Annotated in this window: 17 protein-coding genes, 1 tRNA gene and 1 pseudogene; 7 read left to right on the top strand and 12 right to left on the bottom strand. The window is 63.4% G+C overall.

Going from position 1 to position 23,934, the window contains the following annotated elements:
- Positions 1-14: 14 nt before the first annotated feature.
- From PQR42_RS12085 to gloB, 7 genes are all read right to left on the bottom strand, one after another.
- Positions 15-524, bottom strand: coding sequence for a DUF4149 domain-containing protein (locus PQR42_RS12085; protein ID WP_408385874.1), 510 nt, complete (start codon positions 522-524; stop codon positions 15-17).
- A gap of 20 nt (positions 525-544) precedes the next feature.
- Positions 545-1,021, bottom strand: a complete 477-nt coding sequence (gene greA, locus PQR42_RS12080; RefSeq protein WP_054036257.1) for a transcription elongation factor GreA — start codon at positions 1,019-1,021, stop codon at positions 545-547.
- A 151-nt stretch (positions 1,022-1,172) separates the two neighbouring features.
- Complete coding sequence (gene carB / locus PQR42_RS12075) at positions 1,173-4,427, bottom strand: carbamoyl-phosphate synthase large subunit (RefSeq protein WP_408206744.1); 3,255 nt, start codon at positions 4,425-4,427, stop codon at positions 1,173-1,175.
- 175 nt (positions 4,428-4,602) lie between these two features.
- Positions 4,603-5,757, bottom strand: coding sequence for a glutamine-hydrolyzing carbamoyl-phosphate synthase small subunit (gene carA, locus PQR42_RS12070; RefSeq protein ID WP_408206746.1), 1,155 nt, complete (start codon positions 5,755-5,757; stop codon positions 4,603-4,605).
- A gap of 495 nt (positions 5,758-6,252) precedes the next feature.
- A complete protein-coding gene (locus PQR42_RS12065; RefSeq protein ID WP_408385871.1) occupies positions 6,253-7,494 on the bottom strand; it encodes an MFS transporter in 1,242 nt (413 codons plus the stop codon).
- Between the two features lie 209 nt (positions 7,495-7,703).
- On the bottom strand, positions 7,704-9,398 hold the full coding sequence (locus PQR42_RS12060; protein WP_408385869.1) for a transglycosylase SLT domain-containing protein: 1,695 nt from the start codon (positions 9,396-9,398) through the stop codon (positions 7,704-7,706).
- 156 nt (positions 9,399-9,554) lie between these two features.
- Positions 9,555-10,346, bottom strand: coding sequence for a hydroxyacylglutathione hydrolase (gloB, locus tag PQR42_RS12055; protein WP_408493637.1), 792 nt, complete (start codon positions 10,344-10,346; stop codon positions 9,555-9,557).
- Between the two features lie 19 nt (positions 10,347-10,365).
- Here gloB and PQR42_RS12050 point away from each other — a divergent pair, with 19 nt between their 5' ends.
- The 5 genes and pseudogenes from PQR42_RS12050 to PQR42_RS12030 all read left to right on the top strand — a co-directional run bounded on the left by PQR42_RS12050 (position 10,366) and on the right by PQR42_RS12030 (position 14,988).
- A complete protein-coding gene (locus PQR42_RS12050) occupies positions 10,366-11,229 on the top strand; it encodes a class I SAM-dependent methyltransferase (protein WP_408206754.1) in 864 nt (287 codons plus the stop codon).
- Positions 11,226-11,672, top strand: coding sequence for a ribonuclease HI (gene rnhA / locus PQR42_RS12045; RefSeq protein WP_408206756.1), 447 nt, complete (start codon positions 11,226-11,228; stop codon positions 11,670-11,672). The genes PQR42_RS12050 and rnhA overlap by 4 nt, the downstream gene beginning before the upstream one ends.
- Positions 11,673-11,754: 82 nt before the next feature.
- Positions 11,755-12,489, top strand: coding sequence for a DNA polymerase III subunit epsilon (gene dnaQ / locus PQR42_RS12040; RefSeq protein WP_408206759.1), 735 nt, complete (start codon positions 11,755-11,757; stop codon positions 12,487-12,489).
- A gap of 48 nt (positions 12,490-12,537) precedes the next feature.
- A tRNA-Val gene (locus PQR42_RS12035) sits at positions 12,538-12,612 on the top strand.
- A gap of 495 nt (positions 12,613-13,107) precedes the next feature.
- Positions 13,108-14,988, top strand: a pseudogene (locus PQR42_RS12030) (ABC transporter ATP-binding protein).
- Between the two features lie 247 nt (positions 14,989-15,235).
- Here PQR42_RS12030 and PQR42_RS12025 read toward each other — a convergent pair.
- The 3 genes from PQR42_RS12025 to PQR42_RS12015 all read right to left on the bottom strand — a co-directional run bounded on the left by PQR42_RS12025 (position 15,236) and on the right by PQR42_RS12015 (position 18,010).
- Positions 15,236-15,700, bottom strand: a complete 465-nt coding sequence (locus tag PQR42_RS12025; protein ID WP_408206763.1) for a DUF2214 family protein — start codon at positions 15,698-15,700, stop codon at positions 15,236-15,238.
- A gap of 151 nt (positions 15,701-15,851) precedes the next feature.
- The gene (locus tag PQR42_RS12020) at positions 15,852-16,706 is read right to left on the bottom strand and encodes a hypothetical protein (protein ID WP_408206765.1); all 855 of its coding nucleotides are present in this window, start codon (positions 16,704-16,706) and stop codon (positions 15,852-15,854) included.
- 239 nt (positions 16,707-16,945) lie between these two features.
- Positions 16,946-18,010: a glycosyltransferase family 4 protein gene (locus PQR42_RS12015; RefSeq protein WP_408206767.1), complete on the bottom strand. Its 1,065-nt coding sequence runs from the start codon at positions 18,008-18,010 to the stop codon at positions 16,946-16,948.
- A 690-nt stretch (positions 18,011-18,700) separates the two neighbouring features.
- Between PQR42_RS12015 and PQR42_RS12010 the strand changes: the two genes are divergently transcribed.
- Positions 18,701-20,536 (top strand): ABC transporter ATP-binding protein, encoded by a 1,836-nt coding sequence (locus PQR42_RS12010; protein ID WP_408206769.1) that lies wholly within the window; start codon positions 18,701-18,703, stop codon positions 20,534-20,536.
- Positions 20,537-20,647: 111 nt separating this feature from the next.
- Here PQR42_RS12010 and otsA read toward each other — a convergent pair whose 3' ends face one another.
- Both otsA and otsB read right to left on the bottom strand, forming a co-directional pair.
- A complete protein-coding gene (gene otsA, locus PQR42_RS12005) occupies positions 20,648-22,108 on the bottom strand; it encodes an alpha,alpha-trehalose-phosphate synthase (UDP-forming) (protein WP_408206771.1) in 1,461 nt (486 codons plus the stop codon).
- A gap of 55 nt (positions 22,109-22,163) precedes the next feature.
- A complete protein-coding gene (otsB, locus tag PQR42_RS12000) occupies positions 22,164-22,913 on the bottom strand; it encodes a trehalose-phosphatase (protein ID WP_408385861.1) in 750 nt (249 codons plus the stop codon).
- 450 nt (positions 22,914-23,363) lie between these two features.
- Between otsB and PQR42_RS11995 the strand changes: the two genes are divergently transcribed.
- Complete coding sequence (locus PQR42_RS11995; RefSeq protein ID WP_408385859.1) at positions 23,364-23,933, top strand: SCO family protein; 570 nt, start codon at positions 23,364-23,366, stop codon at positions 23,931-23,933.
- Position 23,934 lies beyond the last annotated feature (1 nt).

Raw genomic sequence — 23,934 nt, 5'->3', positions numbered from 1 at the left:
TTCGGTGGCTTGCCTCAGCCGGCAACCTTCCCCGCCGTGCCGCGAACGCCCTGCTCCGCCGCCGCAACGCCTGCGCCCGCAGGCAGTTTCCACACCAGCGCCACGCCCAGCAGGCTTTCGATCAGATAGAACAGACTCGACACGCCGTGCAGAATGCCGAAGCGCGTCGCATAAGCCGAATGTCCGACATCGCTGCCCGCTTCGAGCGCGGCGATACGCATTGCATTCATGAACGGCTGCAACGCGAAGTAACCGACCAGCACACACACCAGCATGCCGGCGATCAGCCAGCGCAAACGGCGATACGCATCGCTGCCGCGCCGAACCAGCACGTTCGCGAGACCGAGCAGCAAAATGCCGCACACCGCGCCCAGTACGCCTTCAATGCGAAACAGTTGCGCCGCCACCGCGCCGGCCGTCATGCGGTCGAGCGAGGTGAACAGCACGGGTGCGACGGCATAGCCGATAGTCAGCAGACTACCGACCCACACTACCGTCAACAAACGGAAAAATCGATGCGGCATCAGGGACACCGGAGCCGCCTTCAAACGTAGCTAACCGCGATGATTTCGTATTCGCGCACGCCGCCCGGTGCCTGCACCGACGCAACGTCGCCTTCCGACTTGCCGATCAAGGCGCGCGCGATCGGCGAACTGATCGAGATCAAACCATGGTCGATATCCGCTTCGTCGTCGCCGACGATCTGGTATTTGACCTTCGCGCCCGAATCGAGGTCTTCGAGTTCGAGCGTCGCGCCGAACACCACGCGGCCGTCCGCTTCCACCGCCGCCGGGTCGATCACTTGCGCGCCGGCCAGCTTCGATTCGATTTCAGCAATCCGGCCTTCGATAAAGCCCTGCTTTTCCTTCGCCGCGTCGTATTCCGCGTTTTCCGACAGATCGCCCTGGGCACGCGCTTCCGCGATCGAATTGATCACCGAAGGACGCTCAACCGATTTCAGGCGCTGCAATTCATCGCGCAACATTTCCGCGCCGCGCTTCGTCAATGGAACAGTGCTCATAAACAACTCTATGCAAAAAACAGCCGTAAAAAAAATCACCGCGGTTAAGTGCGTTCCGCGGGGGCCAGAGCGCCGGGCAAAGCCCGGTGCCAAGCACCTGCGGAACGCCGCTTAACCGCGGCACTTACATCTTGGACAGGTATTCGAAGCCTTAGTTTAGGCGAGCGTGGAGGCCTTGTAAATCATAGACTTCCAGGTCCTTCAAATAGCGCAAACCTTCGACGGCAGCACGCGCACCCGACATGGTCGTGTAGTACGTGACCTTGTTCGCCTGCGCGCTCATGCGGATCGAGCGCGAGTCGGCGATCGCGGCGCGGGTTTCGTCGACGGTCGTGAAGACCAGCGCGATTTCGCCGTTCTTGATCATGTCGACGATGTGCGGACGGCCGTCCTTCACCTTGTTGACGACCTTCACCGGCACGCCGGCCGCTTCGATCGCGGCGGCCGTGCCCTTGGTCGCGACGATCGGATAGCCGAGTTCGTGCAGCATGCGCGCGACTTCGACGGCCTTCGGCTTGTCCGCGTCCATCACGGTCAACAGCACCGTGCCCGACTCCGGCAGACGCGAACCCGCCGCGAGCTGCGACTTGAACAGCGCTTCGCCGAACGTCTGACCCACGCCCATCACTTCGCCGGTCGAACGCATTTCCGGTCCGAGCACCGGATCGACTGCCGGGAACTTGACGAACGGGAACACGGCTTCCTTCACGCTGAAGTACGGCGGCACGATTTCCTTCGTCACGCCTTGCTGCGCGAGGGTCTGGCCGACCATGGCGCGCGCCGCGATCTTCGCGAGCGGCAGGCTGGTCGCCTTCGACACGTACGGCACCGTGCGCGAGGCGCGCGGGTTCACTTCGAGCACGTAGATGACGTCTTCTTTCGAGCCGTCTGCCTGCGGCACCTGCTGAATCGCGAACTGCACGTTCATCAGGCCGACCACGTTCAGCGCCTTCGCCATCGCGCCGGTCTGGCGCTTCAGCTCAGCCACGGTTTCCTTCGACAGCGAATACGGCGGCAGCGAGCACGCCGAGTCGCCCGAGTGCACACCGGCCTGTTCGATGTGTTCCATCACGCCGCCGATGAACACGGCTTCACCGTCGGAAATGCAATCCACGTCGCATTCGATCGCGTCGTTCAGGAAGCGGTCGAGCAGCACCGGCGAGTCGTTCGACACCTTGACGGCCTCGCGCATGTAGCGCTCGAGGTCGCGCGGCTCGTGGACGATTTCCATCGCGCGGCCGCCCAGCACGTACGACGGACGCACCACCAGCGGATAGCCGATTTCGTCGGCGAGCTTGAGCGCTTCGTCTTCGGCGCGCGCGGTGCGGTTCGGCGGCTGACGCAAGCCGAGGTCCTGCAGCAGCTTCTGGAAACGCTCGCGGTCTTCGGCGGCGTCGATCATGTCCGGCGACGTGCCGACGATCGGCACACCGTTCGCTTCGAGATCGAGCGCGAGCTTCAGCGGCGTCTGACCGCCGTATTGCACGATCACGCCGACCGGCTTTTCCTTGTCGACGATTTCGAGCACGTCTTCGAGTGTCAGCGATTCGAAGTACAGACGATCGGACGTGTCGTAGTCGGTCGAAACGGTTTCAGGGTTGCAGTTGACCATGATCGTTTCGTAGCCGTCCTCGCGCATGGCGAGCGCGGCATGCACGCAGCAGTAGTCGAACTCGATGCCCTGGCCGATCCGGTTCGGGCCGCCGCCCAGCACCATGATCTTCTTGTTGTTGGTCGGGTTCGCCTCGCACTCTTCCTCGTAGGTCGAGTACATGTAGGCGGTTTTCGTGGCGAACTCGGCCGCGCAGGTGTCGACGCGCTTGTACACCGGACGCACGTTCAACTCGATACGGCGTTGACGCACTTCCGCCGGCTTCGCGCCGAGCAGCTTGGCAAGGCGACGATCCGAGAAGCCGCTTTGCTTCACGTACTTCAGTTCTTCCTTCGAAAGGCTCGCGAGCGTGCGGCCTGCCAGCGCCTTTTCCTTCAGGATGATCTGTTCGATCTGCGCGAGGAACCACGGGTCGATCGAGGTTTCTTCGAAAATCTCTTCGGCCGTCATGCCGACGCGGAACGCGTCGCCCACGTACCAGATGCGATCCGGACCGGCTTCGCCGATCTCGCGGATGATCTCGTCGCGGTTATCGGTCTTTTCGTCCAGACCGTCGACGCCGACTTCCAGACCGCGCAGCGCCTTCTGGAACGACTCCTGGAAGGTGCGGCCAATGGCCATCACTTCGCCGACCGACTTCATCTGCGTGGTCAGGCGCGAGTCGGCTTCGCGGAATTTCTCGAACGCGAAACGCGGGATCTTGGTGACGACGTAGTCGATCGTCGGTTCGAACGATGCCGGGGTTTGGCCGCCGGTGATTTCGTTCTTGAGCTCGTCAAGCAAGTAGCCAACCGCCAGCTTCGCGGCGATCTTCGCGATCGGGAAACCGGTCGCCTTCGACGCCAATGCCGACGAGCGCGACACACGCGGATTCATTTCGATCACGATCATCCGGCCATCTTTCGGATTGATCGAGAACTGCACGTTCGAACCGCCGGTGTCGACGCCGATCTCGCGCAGCACCGCGAGCGATGCGTTACGCAGGACCTGATATTCCTTGTCGGTGAGCGTTTGCGCCGGCGCGACGGTGATCGAGTCGCCGGTGTGGATGCCCATCGGATCCAGGTTTTCGATCGAGCAAACGATGATGCAGTTGTCCTTTTTGTCGCGGACCACTTCCATCTCGTACTCTTTCCAGCCGAGCAGCGACTCTTCGATCAGCAGCTCGCGCGTGGGCGACAGATCGAGACCGCGCTTGCAGATCTCTTCGAATTCGTCGCGGTTGTACGCGATGCCGCCGCCCGAACCGCCCAGTGTGAACGACGGACGAATCACGACCGGATAGCCGCCGCTGCCCGTTTGCGCGGCGATCTCAGCCTGCACCTGGAGCGCTTCTTCCATGGAATGCGCGGTGCCCGATTTGGCCGAACCGAGGCCGATCTTGGTCATCGCGTCCTTGAACTTCTGGCGGTCTTCCGCCTTGTCGATCGCTTCCGGCGACGCGCCGATCAGCTCGACCTTGTACTTCTCCAGCACGCCGTGCGCGTGCAGATCGAGCGCGCAGTTCAGCGCGGTCTGGCCGCCCATCGTCGGCAGGATCGCGTCCGGGCGCTCCTTCGCGATGATGCGCTCGACCACTTCCCATGTGATCGGCTCGATGTAGGTCACGTCGGCCGTGTTCGGGTCGGTCATGATCGTCGCCGGATTGCTGTTGACGAGAATGACCTTGTAGCCTTCCTCACGCAGCGCCTTGCATGCCTGCGCGCCCGAATAATCGAACTCGCACGCTTGGCCGATGATGATCGGACCCGCGCCGATGATGAGGATGCTCTTGATGTCTGTCCGCTTGGGCATAACGCTCTCGCTAATGTATTCCTGAATTCTTTCCGTCGGCGCGCGCCGCTGTGACGTTGCGCGCGCTCTGCTCTGTCTGGTGCGGCTCGCCGCGTTTGCGTCGCATTTGCGTCGCGCTTGCGTCGATGACGCGCGGCGCGGCGCGAGCCGTGCGCCGCCGAGACTTGTTGCCGCTTTATGCCGCTGCGGTCTTGCCAGCCTTCTTCGTATCCATCAACGCCGTGAAGCGATCGAACAGATAGGCGATGTCATGCGGGCCGGGCGACGCTTCCGGGTGACCCTGGAAGCAGAACGCCGGCTTGTCGGTCAGCGCGAAGCCTTGCAGCGTGCCGTCGAACAGCGAGACGTGCGTGGCGCGGGCGTTGGCGGGCAGCGTGTCGGCGTCGACAGCGAAGCCGTGATTCTGCGACGTGATCACCACGCGGCCGTCGTCCAGATCCTTCACCGGATGATTCGCGCCGTGGTGGCCCGTCTTCATCTTCATGGTTTTGGCACCGACCGCGAGGCCCATGATCTGATGGCCGAGGCAGATGCCGAAAGTCGGAATACCGCGCTCGATCAGTTCCTTCGTGGCGCGAATCGCGTAGTCGCACGGTTCCGGGTCGCCCGGGCCGTTCGACAGGAAGATGCCGTCCGGATTGAGCGCGAGCGCGTCAGCGGCCGTGGCTTGCGCCGGCAGCACGGTGACGTGGCAGCCGCGTTCGGCCAGCATGCGCAGGATGTTGTATTTGACGCCGTAGTCGAACGCCACGACGCGGTACTTCGGCGCCTTCTGCGTGCCGTAGCCCTCGCCCAGACGCCATTCGGTCTGGGTCCACTCGTAGGTTTCCCTGGTCGACACGACCTTCGCGAGGTCCATGCCCGAGAGGCCCGGGAACGAGCGCGCGAGTTCGATCGCCTTGGCTTCGTCGTCCGAACCGGCGAGGATCGCGCCGTTCTGCGCGCCCTTGTCGCGCAGCACGCGGGTCAGCATGCGGGTGTCGAGACCGGCGATGGCGACCACGCCTTCGTCCTTCAGGTATTGCGGGAGCGTGCGCTCCATGCGGAAGTTCGACGCGAGAACCGGCAGATCACGGATGATCAGGCCGGCGGCATGGACTTTCGTAGCTTCGACGTCTTCGGCGTTCACGCCGACGTTACCGATATGCGGATACGTGAGGGTCACGATCTGGCGCGCGTAGCTCGGGTCAGTCAGGATTTCCTGATAGCCGGTGATAGCGGTGTTGAACACGACTTCGCCGATGGTATGCCCGGGGGCTCCGATCGAGTAACCACGAAAGACCGTGCCGTCGGCGAGCGCGAGCAGAGCGGGAGAAAATGACGGCAACACGGGAGACTCCTTGGGGGAACACCCTGTTGCCGACCTGTCTATCCGACTGCGAGCCGCAGCGAAACGCATCCGGGATGCGTGCGCAGACTCGCTCGCGAACTGCCGTTGACGTTGCAAGGGGCGCGAAGGGTCCATTGTGTGGACGGATCGGCTGGGGACGGGGCCCTGCTTGCTACGCCGGTGGCGCGCGGCGGATGAACGGTATGGGAGAGGTAGGCGCTAGGGTGCGGGTTGATAAGCTCAAACCTTGGAATTATAGCGTGAAACTACCCTTCCCTCCAAATCCGAGATGGCTTCGACCCGTGGGACAGTGCGACTCGAAATCGCTGAAAGCCTTGCTGCGGCTGGCGCGGGCATCGCTCTGCGGCGTTTCTGCGAGCCCGAATCGGGATAGTGCCGGCAGATGGGGCACGACCGGCGCAATACCGGTGGCAAGCGGGGTGACGACCGGCGAATCGACGTGCCCGGCGGCATCAACACGGACTCGCCTCAGCCTCAAGCGTCCTGTTCGACGTGAACCTCAGCCGGACGAACCACCTTGCGGCCCGGCAATACGTACCAGATCGCGCTCAACACCTGCAGCGTGACCAGAATGCCCCACGCGGTCAGATGCGCGGCCGCCGGATAGTGGCCGCCGCTCGCCGGCCAATGCGACAGCACCGCACCGACACCGATCTGGAAGCCGAAAATCAGCAGGAAGATGATCAACGTCAGCGTGGTATTGACGCGGCCGATCATCTGCGCCGGGAAGTGCCGCGCCATGACCGCGTAACTGAGAATGCCGGTGCCGCCGAAAATCCCGTACGCCGCCCACAACAGACCCGCGGGCAGCGGCGCCTTGAACATGATCAGCAACTGCGTCAGAACGTACAGCGCCATGCCGATGCCGCAAAACGCATGGAGTGAGATGCCGCGCCGCTCGAGACTGCGCGCCGCCGCGCCGAAGCCCACGCAGCCGGCCATCATCGCGAAGCCGAGAATGGACACGAGCGCGGCGGCCTCGCGCGGCTCGAAGCCTTGCACGTCACGCAGCCACGCGCCGACCCAAAGCGATTGCATCGCGTAAAAGACGCCTTGCGTGACGACCGAGAACGACGCGATCTTCCAGAACGCCGCGCTGCGCAGAATATGCAGCGTGCCTTTGAACTGGGCGCCGATACTGGCCTGGCGATGCGTTTCCTTCGTGTCGGGCGCGAGCGTCCACTGAGCCAGCGCAACCAGCACGGTCAGCAAACCCAGCCCGATGCAGACCGCGCGCCAACTCGCGAACGTAAGGACCCACGTCAGCGGCGAACCAACCATCACGCCGCCGAAGCCGCCGATCGCCATCACCAGACCGTTCATCAGCGGCAGACGCGCCGCGGCGAAGTGCTGCGCCAAGGCCTTGAACGCGGCGCCAAGACACACGGAGACGCCGACGCCGATCAGCAGTCGCCCCACCATCATCACGCCGACGCTCTGCGCGGCGCCAAACACCCAGATGCCGAGCGCGGCAAATAGCAGCGTGACGGCCGTGACACGCCGCGCGCCGTAGTGATCCAGCAGCACGCCGGCTGGAATCTGAGCACCCGCGAACCCGAGGAAATAGAGACTGGTGAGCAAACCCAGATCGGCGGCCGACAAACCGAGATCGTGCGTGATGAACGGCGCAAAGCCGAGGTTGACGCCACGGAACACGTAGGAAACGAAATACCCGGCGGAGAACAGCAAAAAGACGCGCAACTGGGTCGACGACATGAGCTTTGAATTAGGCGCTGGCTGAATGGGTTTGAGCGAAGCACGAAAGATAAAGGAAAAGCGCCGGCTCTGCCCGAAATGATCTGCACAATGAAAAACGCCGTCACCACAGGTGACGGCGTTGGAAAAAGCACGGCGCGTGATCGGAGCGCAATTCATGCGCTGCCCCCGCAACGCATGTGGTCACTACCGTGTGAGCCGCTATTGGTCTACTTACCCTTCTTCGCGTTGGCCACGGTCTTCGGGCGGCTCTCTGCCGCAGCCTTCGACGCCTTGCTGGACGTGGAAGCCGACACCTTGGTCACCTTGCCCTTATTGGCGCCGGATGCCGTCGGCTTGCTGACCTTGCCTACCGGCTCGGAGACTTTCACCACCTCCGTCCGGCCACGACCCTTCTTCTTATCGTAGCGCGATTCGCTGCGCGTGTCTGCGACGCGGGTGCCGATCTTCTCGACGCCGCCGCCTTGCACGTCGGTCGCGATGCGCTCCGGACCCGGCTCGCTCGGCATGGCCTTGCCGACCGGCACGTGCAGCACGATCACCTGACCGCGGGATACGGCATCGCGATGCGTGCGGTTCCATGCCTTCAACTGGCCAACCGACACGCCGTAACGCACAGCGATGGCCGCCATCGACTGATTGCGGCGCACGCGGATCAGCATCTTGCGCGTATCGGGGACGTCCGGCTCCATGGCCAGCACGGCGCTTTCGGCGACGTCGGCGCTGATGTCTTCGTCATCGTCCGTACCGCGCGGCACCACGATCGTGGAGCCGGGTTTCAAGCGCATGCCGACCGGAATCTTGTTCACTTCCATCAGCGTGTCGGCGTCGACACTGATCTTCTGCGCGATTGCCGCGGGTGTCGCGCGTTCGGTGACCGTGTACGTGGTCCACGACGACAGCGAGCCGGAGTACGTCTTCAGATTGCGTTCGAAGGCGCTGGCATTGTCGAACGGCAGCAGGATCTGCGGCTGCGTGGCGCCGAGAATCACCGGCTTCCTGAACGACGGATTCAGCGAGCGGAATTCGTCAGCGGACAGATTCGAGAGCTTGGCGGCCATGTCCACGTCGATGTCGTGCGAGGTGGTCACCGTCACGAAATACGGGTGGTTCGGAATGCTCGGCAGCGTGAGCCCGTACATTTGCGGGTTCATCACGATGTTCTTCACCGCCTGCAGCTTCGGCACGTAGTTGCGCGTCTCGTTCGGCATGCGCAGGCTGAGGTAGTCGGTGGGCAAGCCCGCCGCTTCGTTGCGCGCAATCGCGCGCTGCACGTTGCCCTCGCCCCAGTTGTACGCCGCGAGCGCCAACTGCCAGTCGCCGAACATGTCATGCAGACGCGACAGATAGTCGAGCGCGGCGCTGGTCGAGGCCAGCACGTCGCGGCGCTCGTCCTGCCACATGTTCTGCTTGAGGTTGTAGGTGCGGCCCGTGCCCGGCATGAACTGCCACATGCCGGCCGCCTTCGCCACCGACAAAGCCTGCGGGCTATACGCCGATTCGATGAACGGCAGCAACGCGAGCTCGGTCGGCATATGGCGCGCCTCGAGCTCTTCGACGATGTGGTACAGGTACTTCTGCGAGCGCTCGGTCATGCGCTGCACGTAATCAGGACGCTGCGCATACCAGTTGACCTGCATGTCGACGAGGTCGGTTTGCAGGTCCGGCATCTGGAAACCACGGCGAATACGGCCCCAAAGGTCGGCGTCGGCGCTCGTCAACTGAGTGACGGAGCCTTGGTCGACGTTAATCGTCTCTTTGGCGGTGGCTGACTTGCGAAGGGCGTCTGCTACGGCTTGCTGACTAGCGGGGTTGGTTGCGGTGTTCGGAATACTCGTCGTCGGTCCCTGGCTCGCGCAGGCGGCAAGCGTCAGGACCAGCAACGCACTAAAGATAAATCGCATGAAAATCTCGGCTTCCACAAGGGCTGGAATTTGCAGCCGATAGTACGAAACGGCAACGTTTACGTCAATCGGAAAATTACGAAAAAATCAAGTAAATCTTGGGCTTGGCGAATTTTTCCGATTCATCGCGTGAGGAATACCCTTCCTGGGATCGGGTCAACGGAAGCGGTTTTTCCATTCGCGCATCAAGGTAAAGGCCGTCAATCGATCCGGCACCTTCTCGTGCAACTGCTCCTGCAAGCTAGTCTGCACCGCCGGATCCCCTGCGCGTAAAAACGGATTCACGGCGCGTTCGTGGGCGATGGTGGTGGGCAGCGTGGGCACGTCGCGCGCGCGCAGTTCGGTCGCTTTGTCCCGCCAGGCTTGCAGTTCGACGTTGCCCGGCTCGCAGGCGAGCGCGAAGCGGATATTCGACAGCGTGTATTCGTGCGCGCAGTGAACCTCGGTCGCGCCGGGCAGCGCGGCGAGCGCATCCAGCGAGGCGAGCATCTGCTTCGGCGTGCCTTCGAACAGCCGGCCGCAACCGCAGGCGAACAACGTGTCGCCGCAAAACACGTGCGGCGTGCCTTGCGGGTCGGCGGCCTGGAAATAGGCGATGTGGCCGCTCGTGTGACCCGGCACGTCGAGCACGCTCAATTCGAGCGCGGGCGCCGCAATCGACACGTGATCGCCATTTTTCAGACGGCGCGTGAGATGCTCGATCGCTTCACCGGCGGGGCCGTAGACGGGTACGGCCTGGCCATTCAGCAGATCGGCCACCCCGCCGACGTGGTCTTGATGATGGTGCGTGAGTAAAATAGCGCTCAGCCGCCAACCCCGTTTCGCCAGATAGGCTTTTACGGGGGCGGCCTCACCCGGATCGACGACCACCGCGCGGTGTCCGTCGGAAACGACCCAGATGTAATTGTCATCAAACGCCGGGACCGGTACGTACTCGAGCGCATTCATAGGCGACGCATTCTTTGATATGACTGACCGAGCGATTATAGACTGGCCCGCCTGGACCGACTCGCCACCTGGCCGATACGTACTCGAGTGGGAGCAAACCCAGCTCGACCGCGTGGTGTCGGACGTGTTCGGTTACCATGCGCTGCAACTCGGCTTGCCGCAACTCGACGCCTTGCGTGAGAACCGCATGCCGTGCCGCGGGCTCGTGCTCGACGCCGCGAGCGGGGCGAGCGCGCCATACGCGTATCCGCGCGGCGCGGGGCGTACCGGCAATGGCAATCGCAACGGTTCGAGCAACGGCGCGGCGCAAGGCGCACTCGCGGGTTTGCCGGCGCCAGATGGACGCAGCGCCGTGTGGTGCGACCTGCTGGACCTGCCGTTCGAAGCGCAAAGCGTCGATCTGATCGTCATGCCGCACACGCTGGAGTTCACGAGCGATCCGCACCGTCTGTTGCGCGAAGCCGAGCGCGTGTTGATGCCCGAAGGCCAGTTGATCATTCTCGGCTTCAATTCGCTGTCGCTGTGGGGCGCGCGGCAATCGGTCGGCAAGATGACCGGCCGGCCGTTCGTGCCGGCGGCCGTCGACCTGATCGCCTTTACGCGCCTGAAAGACTGGATCAAGCTGCTAGGCTTCGACCTTGAACGCGGGCGCTTCGGCTGCTATCGTCCGCCGCTTGGCAGCGAACAATGGCTCGCCCGCTACGGTTTCATGGAAGCCGCCGGCGACCGCTGGTGGCCGATTTTCGGCGCCACCTACATGATCAAGGCGATCAAGCGCGTGCGCGGCATGCGTCTCGTCGGCCCGCTGAAAGTGAAGAAACCCGTCCTCGCCGCGGGCCTCGCGCCCGCCGCTACACCGAACACACGCAACCATACTCAATGACTTCCGATCTCATCGATATTTATACCGACGGCGCCTGCAAGGGCAACCCCGGCCCCGGCGGCTGGGGCGCGTTGCTGCGTTTCGGCGACCAGGAAAAAGAACTGTTCGGCGGCGAAGCCAACACCACCAACAATCGCATGGAGTTGATGGGCGTGATCGCCGCGCTCGAAGCATTGAAGCGTCCCTGCAAAGCGGTCGTGCATACCGACTCGCAGTACGTGCAGAAAGGCATCAGCGAGTGGATCCACGGCTGGAAGAAGAAAGGCTGGATCACCGCCGCGAAGCAGCCGGTCAAGAACGCCGACTTGTGGAAGCGGCTCGATGCGCTCGTCGCGCAACACGAAATCGAATGGCGCTGGGTGCGCGGGCACAATGGCCATCCGGAAAACGAGCGCGCCGATCAGTTGGCCAATCGCGGCGTCGCGTCACTCGCGCACGTGTAATTCCTGCTGCGACGGCCGGGCGCGCCGGCTAACCGCGCGCGTCATCTTTTTGCTGAAATTATCTTAAGCAGGCTAATCCGACATGCGTCAACTCATCCTCGATACCGAAACCACCGGATTGAATGCCCGCACCGGCGACCGGATCCTTGAACTCGGTTGCGTCGAAATGGTGAACCGCCGGCTGACGGGCAACAACCTGCACTTCTACATCAATCCAGAACGCGATAGCGATCCGGGCGCACTGGCTGTGCACGGACTGACCACCGAGTTCCTGAGCGACAAGCCGAAGTTCGCCGAGATCGCCGATCAGTTTCGCGACTTTATCCAGGACGCGGAACTGATCATTCATAACGCACCGTTCGATATCGGCTTTCTCGATGCCGAATTCGCGCTGCTGGGCTTGCCGCCGGTGAAGACCTATTGCGGCGAAATCATCGACACGCTGGCGCGCGCCAAGCAGATGTTCCCCGGCAAGCGCAATTCACTCGACGCACTGTGCGATCGCTTCGGCATCAGCAACGCGCACCGCACGCTGCACGGCGCCCTGCTCGACTCGGAACTGCTCGCGGAAGTCTATCTGGCAATGACGCGCGGCCAGGAAAGCCTCGTCATCGACATGCTCGGCGAGTCGCATGGCGGCGGCGATGCGCACGCGCCGCGCATCGCGATCAGTTCGCTGGATCTGGTCGTGATCGCCGCCAGCGACGAGGAACTCGCTGCGCACCAGACGGTGCTCGACGGTCTCGACAAGGCGATCAAGGGGACAAGCGTGTGGCGCCTCGAACCCGCGCCCGCCGCGGATGAGCAAACCGCTTAAAAAGTACTGGACGAGGCCGAAAATCCCTGGCATAATTCGGCTCTCTTCGGGTGGTTAGCTCAGCGGTAGAGCACTGCCTTCACACGGCAGGGGTCACTGGTTCGATCCCAGTACTACCCACCAGAATTTTGGTGTGTCGATCACCGAAGACAAAAGGGCTCACGTAGAAATGCGTGAGCCCTTTTTCATTTCCTGCCTGAGCGTGTGAAAACCGTATGGAATGCCAGGCAGATTCCGGCGCTCAACATCCGGCTCAGCCGTCAACTCCGGATCTTCGTACGTTTGCGGACGCCAGACACTGCTGATATAGTTGGCGCTCGGGCATTCGCCCCGTCCATTTTCTTCACTTCATTCGACCATAGGGAGGCGCCACATGTTTGCAATGCGTATCGCCGTCCCCGGCATGGTCTCGCGAGCGGTTTCGCGATCTTAATCCGTCCGCCGTCCGATTAAGTCGCCGAATCGCCGTTCACGTGGTGTCGCCTGAAAAGGCGCTCCGCGCAATTCCCAGACAGTCCGCAGCTCAATCGCCGATGCATTCCGGCGCGTTTTGACTGTCTCGTCCTTTCGCTTCTGACTGGAACCTCGGTGCGCTCGTGCGCCACCGGGTCGTGGCAAATGACCAGAAAAAAACTCGACTTTCGCGGACAAGCCTTCAAGGACGTCCTCGGTTTTACCTTCCATCACTGGGCGCAGCAGCCGTGGCGCATTGTCGTCATTACGGCGCTGGTGCTGCTCTCGGCATTGGCCGACGTACTCACGCCGATGTACGCGGGACGGCTCGTCGACGCCATCGCGTCCGGCGCGGCGAGCAATGCCGTCGCCTGGCACGCAGCGGTCACGGCCTTCTGCGTGCTGGGCGCGCTGGGCCTCGGCGCCACGTTGCTTCGGCAAGGCGTGTACTTCAACATCATCCGGCTCACGCTCAAGATGATGAGCGAGATCGCCGCGAACGCGTTTCATCGCGTGCAACGCTTTTCGACCGACTGGCACGCCAACAGCTTCGCCGGCTCCACGGTACGCAAGATCACTCGCGGCATGTGGGCGCTCGACCTGCTCAACGACACGCTGCTGATCGCGCTGTTGCCGTCGCTTGTGATGCTGGCCGGCGCGACCGTCCTGCTCGGCTGGCGCTGGCCGATGATGGGCGCGGTTGTCGGCATCGGTTCGGTGCTGTATATCGCGGTGACGGTGGCCATGTCGCTCGGCTTCGTCGCGCCGGCCGCGCGCCTCGCGAATGCGTGGGACACGCGCATGGGCGGCGCGCTCGCCGACGCGGTCAGTTGCAACGGCGTGGTCAAGGCGTTCGGCGCGGAAGAGCGCGAAGAACTGCTGCTGTCGCGCGTGATCGGCAAGTGGCGGCACCGCACGCGCCGCACGTGGATGCGCGGCACGATCAACGGCGGCGTCCAGGGCGGCATGCTGGTGGCGATCTAGGCCGCGATTCTCGGCGCGGCGCTGCTGTTGTGGGCGCGCGGCGAAGCCGGCGTCGGCGACATCACGTTCGCGCTGACCATGTTCTTCATGCTGCAAGGCTATCTGCGCGACGTGGGCATGCACATCCGCAACCTGCAACGTTCGGTCAACGACATGGAGGAACTGGTGTCGCTGGAGAGCCAGCCGCTCGGTATCGAGGACCGCCCCGGCGCGGGTCCGATCAAGATCGGCAAAGGCGAGATCCGGTTCGAGCACGTCACCTTCCACTACGGAACGAACGGCCAGCCGCTTTACGACAACTTCTCCGTGCGCATCGCGCCGGGCGAGCGTGTTGGACTGGTCGGGCATTCGGGCTCGGGAAAGACCACGTTCATCAAGCTGATCCAGCGGCTCTATGACATTTCGGAAGGCCGGATCACGATCGACGGTCAGGACATCGCCCAAGCGCGGCAAGCGTCGTTGCGCAGCCAGATCGCGATCGTGCAGCAGGAGCCGGTGCTGTTTCACCGCTCGCTCGCCGAGAACATCGCGTATGCGCGGCCCGGCGCGAGCCGCGCCGAGATCGAGCGCGCCGCGAAGCTCGCGAGTGCGCACGACTTCATCGCGGCGCTGCCCAATGGCTATGACACGCTGGTCGGTGAACGCGGCGTCAAGCTCTCGGGCGGCGAACGTCAGCGCGTCGCCATCGCGCGGGCGTTTCTCGCCGACGCTCCGATCCTGATTCTGGACGAAGCGACGTCGAGTCTCGACAGCGAAAGCGAAGTGCTGATCCAGCAGGCCATGGAGCGCCTGATGATGGGCCGCACCACGCTGGTGGTGGCGCACCGTCTTTCCACCGTGCGTGCGCTGGACCGGCTGCTGGTGCTGGATAAGGGCAAGGTAATCGAGGAAGGCAGCCACGAAGCGCTGATCAGACTCGAGAACGGTTTGTACCGGCGGTTGTTCGAGCGTCAGGCGTTGGAGCTGATCAAGGGGCTGGGCGAGCCGGAGATCACGAGCCGGGTCGCGGCGCGGCCGAGCGTGAACCGGACGGACGATTCCAGCTTGTTGGTCGGGAAGTAGATTGAACTGGGCGTGTGGGACGTCGACTGGAAACCGCCGATATGGCGGCGCTTTCGGTTGACGTTCCACCGCCCGTTTTTTATGAGCGCGAGCGAGCGCCAGTCAAACACCCCGCGTGATCTGGAAATCGCCGCGCCGGTAGGCGGCGCTTCCCATTGTCGATCTGCCGCACTTTTTTCGCACGCGAAAGTGCGAGCGCGTAAGCGCCGCCCTGCTCGCGCCGACTACGCAAGCGCCCGCACCGCCCTTACACCACGCCCGCCGGCAATCCCACGCCGCGCGCCATACCGGTGGCCGCAAACACCATCAGCACCAGCAATATCGTCTGAATCACGCTGTAGCGCGCATAGGAGCGCGCCTTGTGCAGATCCGGCACAGTGCCTTTCCTTACTGCGGCGCGCCAGCGCATCAGCGCGAGCATCGATGGCACTTCAAGAATGAGAATGATGACGAGCAGCGTCATCTTGAGATGAAAGAGCGGTTCGTGGAGGTAGTAGTCGGCGCCCTTTTCGTAACCGCCGAAAGCGCGCATCAACCCGGTGACGACCAGCACCAGCGCCGAAATGCCCCACCTCGTATCCGCCCGGAACAAGGAGCGCAGCGCGGCTGGCACGGTGGCGCGGCGTAGCGCCCACGTGCGCCGCAGAATCGACGCGAGCGCGAAGCCATAAGCAAGCAGATGGATGGCGGCAAGCAACCAGCGAACCAGCATAGCGACTCCTGCAAAGGACGCGATACGATCGTTGTATGTCTCACTCGCCCGCGCTGAAGCGCCGGGCGCCATGACTTCATTATCGACTACGGCTCAATCTACAACGCCTGCTTCGGCCACGGGGTGTGGCCGACTGCACAAATCGGCAGACTCAGACCTGCTGCAAGGATGTATCAAGCGCGCGGGCGGCGACCCGATCGCCCTCGGTCGTCAACGCTGTGCGGAATACGGTTTGCCTGTTGTGTCCCGCGGCGGCCGGCGAATCCCACAGCAACTCGATCTTCGGACGGCGCCCGAAGGTGCCGTGCGCCAGCGACGGCGCAGCGGCCGAGCCCAGCGACGCGCCGGATGCGCCCGGCTCGCCCGCGGCGCCGAACGCCACGGCGGGCGTAGGCGTCGGCGTCGTTCGCACGCCCTGCCCGGCCGCCCAGCGCACGGACAATTCGCGCGCGTCGTACTGCCCCACCTTACGGCGCTCCGCCCACACGATCACCGTCCGCGTGACCGGATCGAGCGCGACCGCATAGCGGCCGATTGCGAAACGGCGCGCGGCGATATTGGTGCGCCACAGCGCGCGCGGCCGGCAGATCCACAGCACGGCCGCATACAGCGCCGGCGCGGCCAGCAACCAGCCGTTGGAGGCCGCCACCGCGTTGGCGGCACGCCGCCAGCCGGCGCTCGCGGTAAACGCGCCGACCGACCAGACCGCAAACAGGAACCCGAGGAAAGCGAACAGACGCAGCGTTTGCCGCAGCCATTGCGGCAGCGGATGAAACGGGCGCTCGGCCACGGCGCGCGCGCCCGGAAGGAAGATCAGCAAGAACAGGAAAACGAGGTTGATGCACGCCCAGGGCGAGGACAGCATGGCCAGCATCGACGCGCCCGCATCCATGTCCGCCATTGAAAAAAGCCAGCGAGCAAGGATCACGAGACCGATGGCGCGCAACGCGAAAATCGTTCCGGCGCCGGGCGCCGCGTTCGCACGCGTCTCTTTCGTTCTCGCCAAGGCATCCTCCTGTCGTCGGCGGCGCCGCAGCCAAAATTGCGGCAGGGCCATTATAGGGATATTACGGAGAGTGGCTCGTTCTTACCGGCTGAAACGCGCACTTTCGTCCGTTGATTGAGAAAAACGCGGCGCGCTTGCAACAACGCCCCGTGAGCGAGTGGCGCACGGGGCGTTGCTGGCGGCCGACGGAGCGCCCTAAGCCGCTCCTCGAGCCGATGCGACTTTTTACCTGTCGCGCATTAGCTGGCGTTGACTTCGCGCAGCACGGTACGGTGCTTCTGACGCAGCAGTTCTTCGTAGGTGGCGACGTAGTTTTTCGCCATGACCTTCGACGAGAAGCGCGCTTCGAATGCCTTGCGCACACCGGCGCGTGACAGCGTGTGCAGACGCTTGACTGCGGCGACCGCGCTGATTTCGTCTTCGACGACAAAACCCGACACGCCGTTTTCGATCACTTCCGGCACCGAACCGCGATTGAACGCGATCGCCGGCGTACCGCACGCCATCGCTTCGATCATGACCAGACCGAAGGGCTCCGGCCAGTCGATCGGGAACACCAGTGCATGCGCGTTGCCGAGGAACTCACGCTTTTCGCCTTCGCCGATTTCGCCAATGTATTCGACGTGCGGGAGCGCCATCAGCGGCTTGATCACTTCTTCGTAATAGGCGCGGTCGGCCTTGTCGATCTTGGCGGCGACCTTGAGCTTCATGCCTGCCTGGCCGGCGATGCGGATCGCGCGGTCGAGGCCCTTCTCCGGCGAGACGCGGCCGAGGAAAGCGAGGTAGCCCGGCTCGACGTTGGAGATCGGCGTGAGCACGTTCTCCGGCAGACCGTGATAGACGGTTTGCAGCCAGTTCGCCTGTTGCAGCGGAATGCGCTGGTTGTCCGAAATCGACACCACCGGCACGTCGCTGAACGTATTGAAGATCGGCTGCAGTTCCGGCAGATCGAGACGGCCGTGCAGCGTGGTCAGGAACGGCACCGGCTGGCGCGCGAACAGCGAGAACGGGTAGTAGTCGATGTGGAAATGCAGCACGTCGAACTCGTCCGCGCGGCGGCGCACTTCTTCGAGCAGCAGCATGTGCGGCGCCATTACGTCGCGGATGGTCGGGTCGAGGCGCAGCGCCTGCGGCCAGAAAGCCTCGAGTTTCGCCGAGGTCTGCGAATCGCCGCTCGCAAAGAGCGTGACGTCGTGGCCCTGCTCGACCAAAGCTTCAGTCAGATAGGACACCACGCGTTCCGTACCACCATACAGCTTGGGAGGAACCGCCTCGTGCAACGGAGCGATTTGAGCGATTCGCATATGAAGAACTCCTCGTAAAAAATCAGGCAAAAGTACTGCGTTTGGTAAAAGCGACTCGCTTGCTCGCCAGGGCAGTCGGGCCGGACATGCCGGCGCGGGCCTGATTCTTTCGAGAAATCCTGCGATGGATCGCTTGGGTAGTGAGCCCAGACCCGTGATCAATGTCTGCGCATGTGCCGGTAAACGCACACATGACACCTACGTTGACAAACTGTCAGAAAATTCGGTGGGCCTACAGAGCATGCATTATCAATGCCGGGATTCTCGCTGCACCACAACATTTCAAAGTCTTTACGTTGTTACAAGGGCGAAACACTTTGCAAACCCTTGTTTTATAAGACAGTTCTACAGTGGCAACTGGCTTGCGGCACGGACCGCCGACGCGGCGTCGTAAGCTCCCGCGTCAACTTTGCCGGCAAGCGTTGAAGAAATGCCGCATCGCGGTTGAATGCAATTTGTAATTATATCCCGAAATGTTGCGCAGCCTGCGTGAACCCTGGCCCCATAGAGGGGTCGAGTAGCAGTGGGTCGCGGACGTCTATCGCGAAATCAATCGCGTCAAGGCCCGGATACACAGGGCGCAATCGCTTTTGCATGTTTACAATGCGAAGCATCGGCTTCGCGGCGAACCTTTTCCATGTGGCCCACGCTTTGCATGCACAACCCGAAACACATCAACCTCACGATCAATTGGAACATTTAACCATCGCCCAGCGTAATGCCGAGAACGCAAAGCTCGCGAGCTATGCGCACCGGCCGCTTGCGTTCCTTTTCCGCTTCATCCGCCGCCATCCGCTCGCGCATGCGATCGTCCTGTGCAGCGTGTTTGCGGCCGTGGGCTGTGCGCTCGCTTCGCAATACGCGATCAAACATCTGATCGACGTGCTCGGCGAAGGCCGGCACCACCCGGGCCCGCTGTGGGGCGCGTTCGCCATCCTGGTTGGCCTGATCGCCGCCGACAACCTGCTGTGGCGGGTCGGCGGCTGGGTCGCCGCGCATACATTCGTCGCCGTGACCGGCGACCTGCGGCGCGACCTGTTCCAGTATCTGAGCGGACATTCACCCACCTACTATTCCGAGAAGCAGCCGGGCATGCTCGCCAGTCGGATCACGGCGACGTCGAACGCGGTCTACACGGCGGAGAACACCACCGCGTGGAACGTGCTGCCGCCGTGCATCGCGGTGTTCGGCGCGATCGTCATGATCATCGCGGTGAATCCGCTGATGGCCTGCGGCCTGATGCTGTGCTCGGCAATTCTGTCGGTCGTGCTGTACAAGCTGGCCGGCCGCGGCTCGGCGCGCCATCACCATTTCGCCACCAAGGCGGCGTCGGTGGACGGCGAGCTGGTCGACGTGATCAGCAACATGGGCCTCGTGCGCGCCTTCGGCATGACGTTTCGCGAGCAGCAGCGGTTCGGCGCAACGGTCAAGGCCGAGATGGACGCGCGCCAGCAGAGCCTGCTGTATCTGGAAAAGCTGCGTCTGCTGCACGCGGTGATCACCGCGCTGCTGTCGGCGGGCTTGCTGGGCTGGGCGCTCTGGCTGTGGGATCAAGGCAAGGCGACTTCGGGCGACATCGTGCTCGTCAGCTCGCTCGGCTTCACGATCCTGCACGGCACACGCGATCTGGCCGTGGCGCTCGTCGACGTCACGCAGCACGTGGCGCGTCTCGCTGAAGCGGTGCGCACGCTGCTCGAGCCGCACGGCATGCCGGATCGTGACGGCGCGAGCGAACTCGTGCCGCAAGGTGGCCGCATCGATTTCGAAAGCGTGACGTTCGCCTACCCGCGCCGCCGCCCGATTCTCGATCACTTCGACCTGCATATCGAACCCGGCCAGCGTGTCGGCCTGATCGGCAAGTCGGGCGCGGGTAAATCCACGGTACTGGCGCTGTTGCAGCGTTTCTACGAGACGCAAGGCGGCGCGATCAAGATCGACGGCCAGGACATCGCCACGATCACGCAGGACAGCCTGCGTCACGCGATCGCGCTGGTGCCGCAGGACATCTCGCTATTCCACCGCACGGTGTACGAGAACATCGCCTACGGGCGCCCGGAGGCGAGTCGTGAAGAAGTGGTCGCCGCCGCGCGCGAGGCGCGTTGCGCGGACTTCATCGAGGCCATGCCGGAAGGCTACGACACGATCGTCGGCGATCGCGGCGTGAAGCTATCGGGCGGCCAGCGTCAGCGGATCGCGATTGCACGCGCGATCCTGAAGAACGCGCCGATCCTGTTGCTCGACGAAGCGACCTCGGCGCTCGACAGCGCGTCGGAAGAAGCGATCCAGAAGGCGCTCGACCGGCTGATGGTCGGCCGCACCGTCGTCGCGATCGCGCACCGTCTGTCGACGCTGAACAACTTCGACCGGATCATCGTGATGAGCGCCGGCAAGGTCATCGACGACGGCAGCCCGGAAGAACTGCGCCAGCGCCCCGGCCTGTATCGCGATCTGCTCACCAAGCAGTATGGCAAGGGCCACACGCTGCACATCGGCGGCAAGAAGGTCGACGAACAGCACGTGGTTTGAACTCGCGCGCGGCATGCTTCGAGCCGCGAGCCGTCACCGCCAAAAGAAAAGCCGCTCTCGAGCGGCTTTTCTTTTTCTTTTACACGCGCTGCAAGCAGCTTCGAACGCAGCCTATCCAGCCTGAGTTTCGCGCGCCGCCTTTTTCCCCGGCGCGGCGCGCGCCTTCCCGCTTCGGGTGCTCTTTGCACCAGCGACGCCCTGCAAATCGCGCATGAAGTTATCGCGCCACACCGACACATTGTTCTCGCGCAACTGCACCATCATGTCGCGATGACGCGCCTGACGCTCCGCGAGCGGCATGTCGAGCGCCCGCGCGAGCGCCTCGGCCATGCCGTCGATATCGACCGGATTGACGATCAGCGCGCCGTCCAGTTCCTGCGCGGCGCCGGCAAAGCGCGACAGCACGAGCACGCCGGGATTCTCGGGATCCTGCGCCGACACATACTCCTTGGCGACGAGGTTCATGCCGTCACGCAATGGCGTGACATAGCCGACGTGGGCGGTGCGGAACAGCGCCGCCAATACCGAGCGCTCGTACTGCTTGTGGATGTAGAGAATCGGCGTCCAGTCCAGTTCGGCGAAACGTCCGTTGATACGCCCCGACTCCCCTTCGAGCTGCAAGCGGATGTCCTGATAAGCGTGCATGTCGGCGCGCGTCGGCGGAGCGATTTGCAGGAACGACACCTTGTTGCGTTGCGCGGTCGCGTGTTCGAGCAGCCGCTCGAACGCGCGAAACCGCTCGACCAGTCCTTTCGAATAATCGAGCCGGTCGACGCTCATGATCAGCTTGCGCGAATGCAGCGTCGCTTTCATCGTTCGCACCGGTTTGCCGCGCTCACCCGCTTTTGCGAGTTCGGCAATCTCGTCCGGATAGACGCCGATCGGATACGCCGCCGCGCGCAGCGTGCGGCCGAATGCGTGAATCGTCAGCGGGCCTTTCGCCGATGCGTCGACCGTGCCGTTCGCCTCATTGACGATGTAGTCGCAGAACGCGCGCAGATCCGGCGCGGTCTGGAAGCCGAGCAGATCGAACGAACACAGCGCTTCCACCAGTTCACGATGCGGCGGCACCGCCAGCAGCACCTGCGAAGCCGGAAACGGAATGTGCAGGAAGAAGCCGATGCGATTCTTCACGCCCGCCGCGCGCAGCGCCTGCGCGAACGGAATCAGATGGTAATCGTGGACCCAGATCACGTCGTCTTCGCGCAGCAGCGGCACGAGCTGTTGCGCCAGCCACGCGTTGACGCGGCAGTAGCCCTCGAAGTCGTGCCGGTCGTATTGCAGCAGGTCGGCGCGGTAGTGGAACGCGGGCCACAGCGTGGCGTTCGAGAAGCCACGATAGTACTGATCGTAGTCGCGGCGCATCAGCGCGATGGTCGCGAACGTCACCGGGCCGCGCTCCTCGACCTTGATCTGCGGCTGGCCCGAGGTGAGCACGTCGCCGCTCCAGCCGAACCACATGCCGCCGGTTTCCTTCAGCGCGTCGTACACGCCGACCGCCAGACCACCCGCCGCCGGGCCGCCCTCCGAGATCGGCGCCACCCGGTTCGATACGATGATCAGTCGACTCATGAAGCCCGATTCCCGATGCAGTGCGTTGTTTGCCTTGAGCGATGCGGCGCGGCGATCATGCTGTGCGCGCTGCCGCGACGATCGATGCGAGCCAGTCGAGCAGTCCCGACACCGAGTCGATGCGCGTATGCGCCATCGTCTCGCCCGGACCGACCTTGATCGACACGCCGCCGCGCTCGTTGACGACGGCAAAGCCTTTCTCGTCGGTCAGATCATCGCCGGCAAAGACCGGCTTGCGGCCGACGAACGGCGGTTCGTCCAGGAACGCGCGCAGCGCGCGGCCCTTGTCGACATCTTTAGGTTTGATTTCGTAGACCATCTTGCCGGGCTGCAGAACGTAGGAGCCGGCGTAATCGGCCACCAGCCGCTCGGTCGCCTCGCGCGCCACTGGCTCGCGATCCGGCGCATTCCGGTAGTGCAGCGCCACGGCCGCGCCCTTGATCTCGAGCAGCATGCCGGCGTTCTCGTTGACCACCTGCGCGAGCACCTGCTCCATGCGCAGCAGCCGCTCGTCATGAAAGCCGATGCGCTGCGTGTCGCCGTTCGAGTCGCGCCGCTCGGCGCCGTGCAGGCCGGCAATCGGCAGATCGGGCATGTTGAGAAAACTGTCGATGCTGTCGATACCGCGACCCGACACGACCGCGACCGCGCCGTTCGTCAAGCTGCGCAACTCGCTCAGCAAGTCGTTCACGCGAGGTTGGACCAGCACGCCGTCCGGCGTGGGGGCGAGTTCGACGAGCGTGCCGTCGAAATCGAAGAAAAATGCCGTCTCGCTCGGAGACAGAACAGCCGGAAGTGCTTGCATCGGTTAGTTTTGCCTTTCAGCCTTCTGCGGCCGGAAAAGTGTGCGCATCTTACCGCGCATCCACCAATTTTTCGAGAAAGTAAGGCTGGGCATAAGCCCAGCCGGGCGCCGCGCGCGAGCCTCGCCGGCGATTGCGTTCAAAACGGGAACAATCGGGCTTCACCCAGCTTTCAGCCGCCTGCGTCAAATTGCCTCGCAAACCGCGCGCCCGTGGGCGCTGCGCGACGCCATCGGGAAATTTGCGCTAAAGTCGCAGCCACGCGGATCATTGCCGTTACGACCATATTTGCACACTATGACCGCGCACGCGCCGCATGCATCGAGCGGCGCCGCAATTCAATCGAGTCACTGAACCCTGCTTTGTTCCCGATCTTCTCATCCCGGCACCCGCAACCGCACCTCGCATTGTCACGCAGGCCGTGGTCCGCGCGCCTGTTTGCGGTGACGGTGATGCTGGGCGCACTGACGGCGCTCGCCGGCTGCACGCATCGCACGGAAACCTGGCAGTTGACGAATGTGACCGGTCACCTGCCGGATCTGGATTTCACGCTGACCGGCGACGATGGCCGCCCCGTCAACGGCGATTCGTTCAAGGGCCGCGCCTCGCTCGTCTATTTCGGCTACACGCATTGCCCGGACGTCTGCCCTGAAACGATGGGCCGGCTGATGCAGGTGCTCGGCAAGCTCGGCCCCGACGCGCAGAAGGTGCGCATTCTGTTCATCACCGTCGATCCCGCGCGCGACACGGCGCAGGCGTTGCACGATTACGTCGGCGCCTTCGACGCGAAACATGCGGAAGGGCTGACCGGCACCGACTGGCAGATCGAGTCGCTCGCCAAGCGTTACCGCGTCGCCTATCAGATGGAAAAGCGCGACCCCGGCGGCAACTACGAAGTCACCCACAGTTCCGCCGTCTACGTGTTCGACAGCCAAGGCCACGCACGCCTCCTGGCCACCGACCATGACACGCCCGATGCGATCGCACAAGACTTGCGCCGCATCGTCGATGACCGTTCCTGAC

The sequence above is a fragment of the Paraburkholderia sediminicola genome (genome assembly GCF_046027355.1).
GTDB lineage: Bacteria > Pseudomonadota > Gammaproteobacteria > Burkholderiales > Burkholderiaceae > Paraburkholderia > Paraburkholderia sediminicola_B.
Note: the sequence above shows the minus strand (reverse complement) of the source record. Positions and strands in the feature narration are given on the sequence as shown.

What these genes read in the sequence shown, in the direction of transcription:
- PQR42_RS12085 (WP_408385874.1), bottom strand. Translation starts at nt 524, where the DNA reads ATGCCGCATCGATTTTTCCGTTTGTTGACGGTAGTGTGGGTCGGTAGT.
- greA (WP_054036257.1), bottom strand. Translation starts at nt 1,021, where the DNA reads ATGAGCACTGTTCCATTGACGAAGCGCGGCGCGGAAATGTTGCGCGAT.
- carB (WP_408206744.1), bottom strand. Translation starts at nt 4,427, where the DNA reads ATGCCCAAGCGGACAGACATCAAGAGCATCCTCATCATCGGCGCGGGT.
- PQR42_RS12065 (WP_408385871.1), bottom strand. Translation starts at nt 7,494, where the DNA reads ATGTCGTCGACCCAGTTGCGCGTCTTTTTGCTGTTCTCCGCCGGGTAT.
- PQR42_RS12060 (WP_408385869.1), bottom strand. Translation starts at nt 9,398, where the DNA reads ATGCGATTTATCTTTAGTGCGTTGCTGGTCCTGACGCTTGCCGCCTGC.
- gloB (WP_408493637.1), bottom strand. Translation starts at nt 10,346, where the DNA reads ATGAATGCGCTCGAGTACGTACCGGTCCCGGCGTTTGATGACAATTAC.
- PQR42_RS12050 (WP_408206754.1), top strand. Translation starts at nt 10,366, where the DNA reads ATGACTGACCGAGCGATTATAGACTGGCCCGCCTGGACCGACTCGCCA.
- rnhA (WP_408206756.1), top strand. Translation starts at nt 11,226, where the DNA reads ATGACTTCCGATCTCATCGATATTTATACCGACGGCGCCTGCAAGGGC.
- dnaQ (WP_408206759.1), top strand. Translation starts at nt 11,755, where the DNA reads ATGCGTCAACTCATCCTCGATACCGAAACCACCGGATTGAATGCCCGC.
- PQR42_RS12025 (WP_408206763.1), bottom strand. Translation starts at nt 15,700, where the DNA reads ATGCTGGTTCGCTGGTTGCTTGCCGCCATCCATCTGCTTGCTTATGGC.
- PQR42_RS12015 (WP_408206767.1), bottom strand. Translation starts at nt 18,010, where the DNA reads ATGCGAATCGCTCAAATCGCTCCGTTGCACGAGGCGGTTCCTCCCAAG.
- otsA (WP_408206771.1), bottom strand. Translation starts at nt 22,108, where the DNA reads ATGAGTCGACTGATCATCGTATCGAACCGGGTGGCGCCGATCTCGGAG.
- otsB (WP_408385861.1), bottom strand. Translation starts at nt 22,913, where the DNA reads ATGCAAGCACTTCCGGCTGTTCTGTCTCCGAGCGAGACGGCATTTTTC.
- PQR42_RS11995 (WP_408385859.1), top strand. Translation starts at nt 23,364, where the DNA reads ATGCTGGGCGCACTGACGGCGCTCGCCGGCTGCACGCATCGCACGGAA.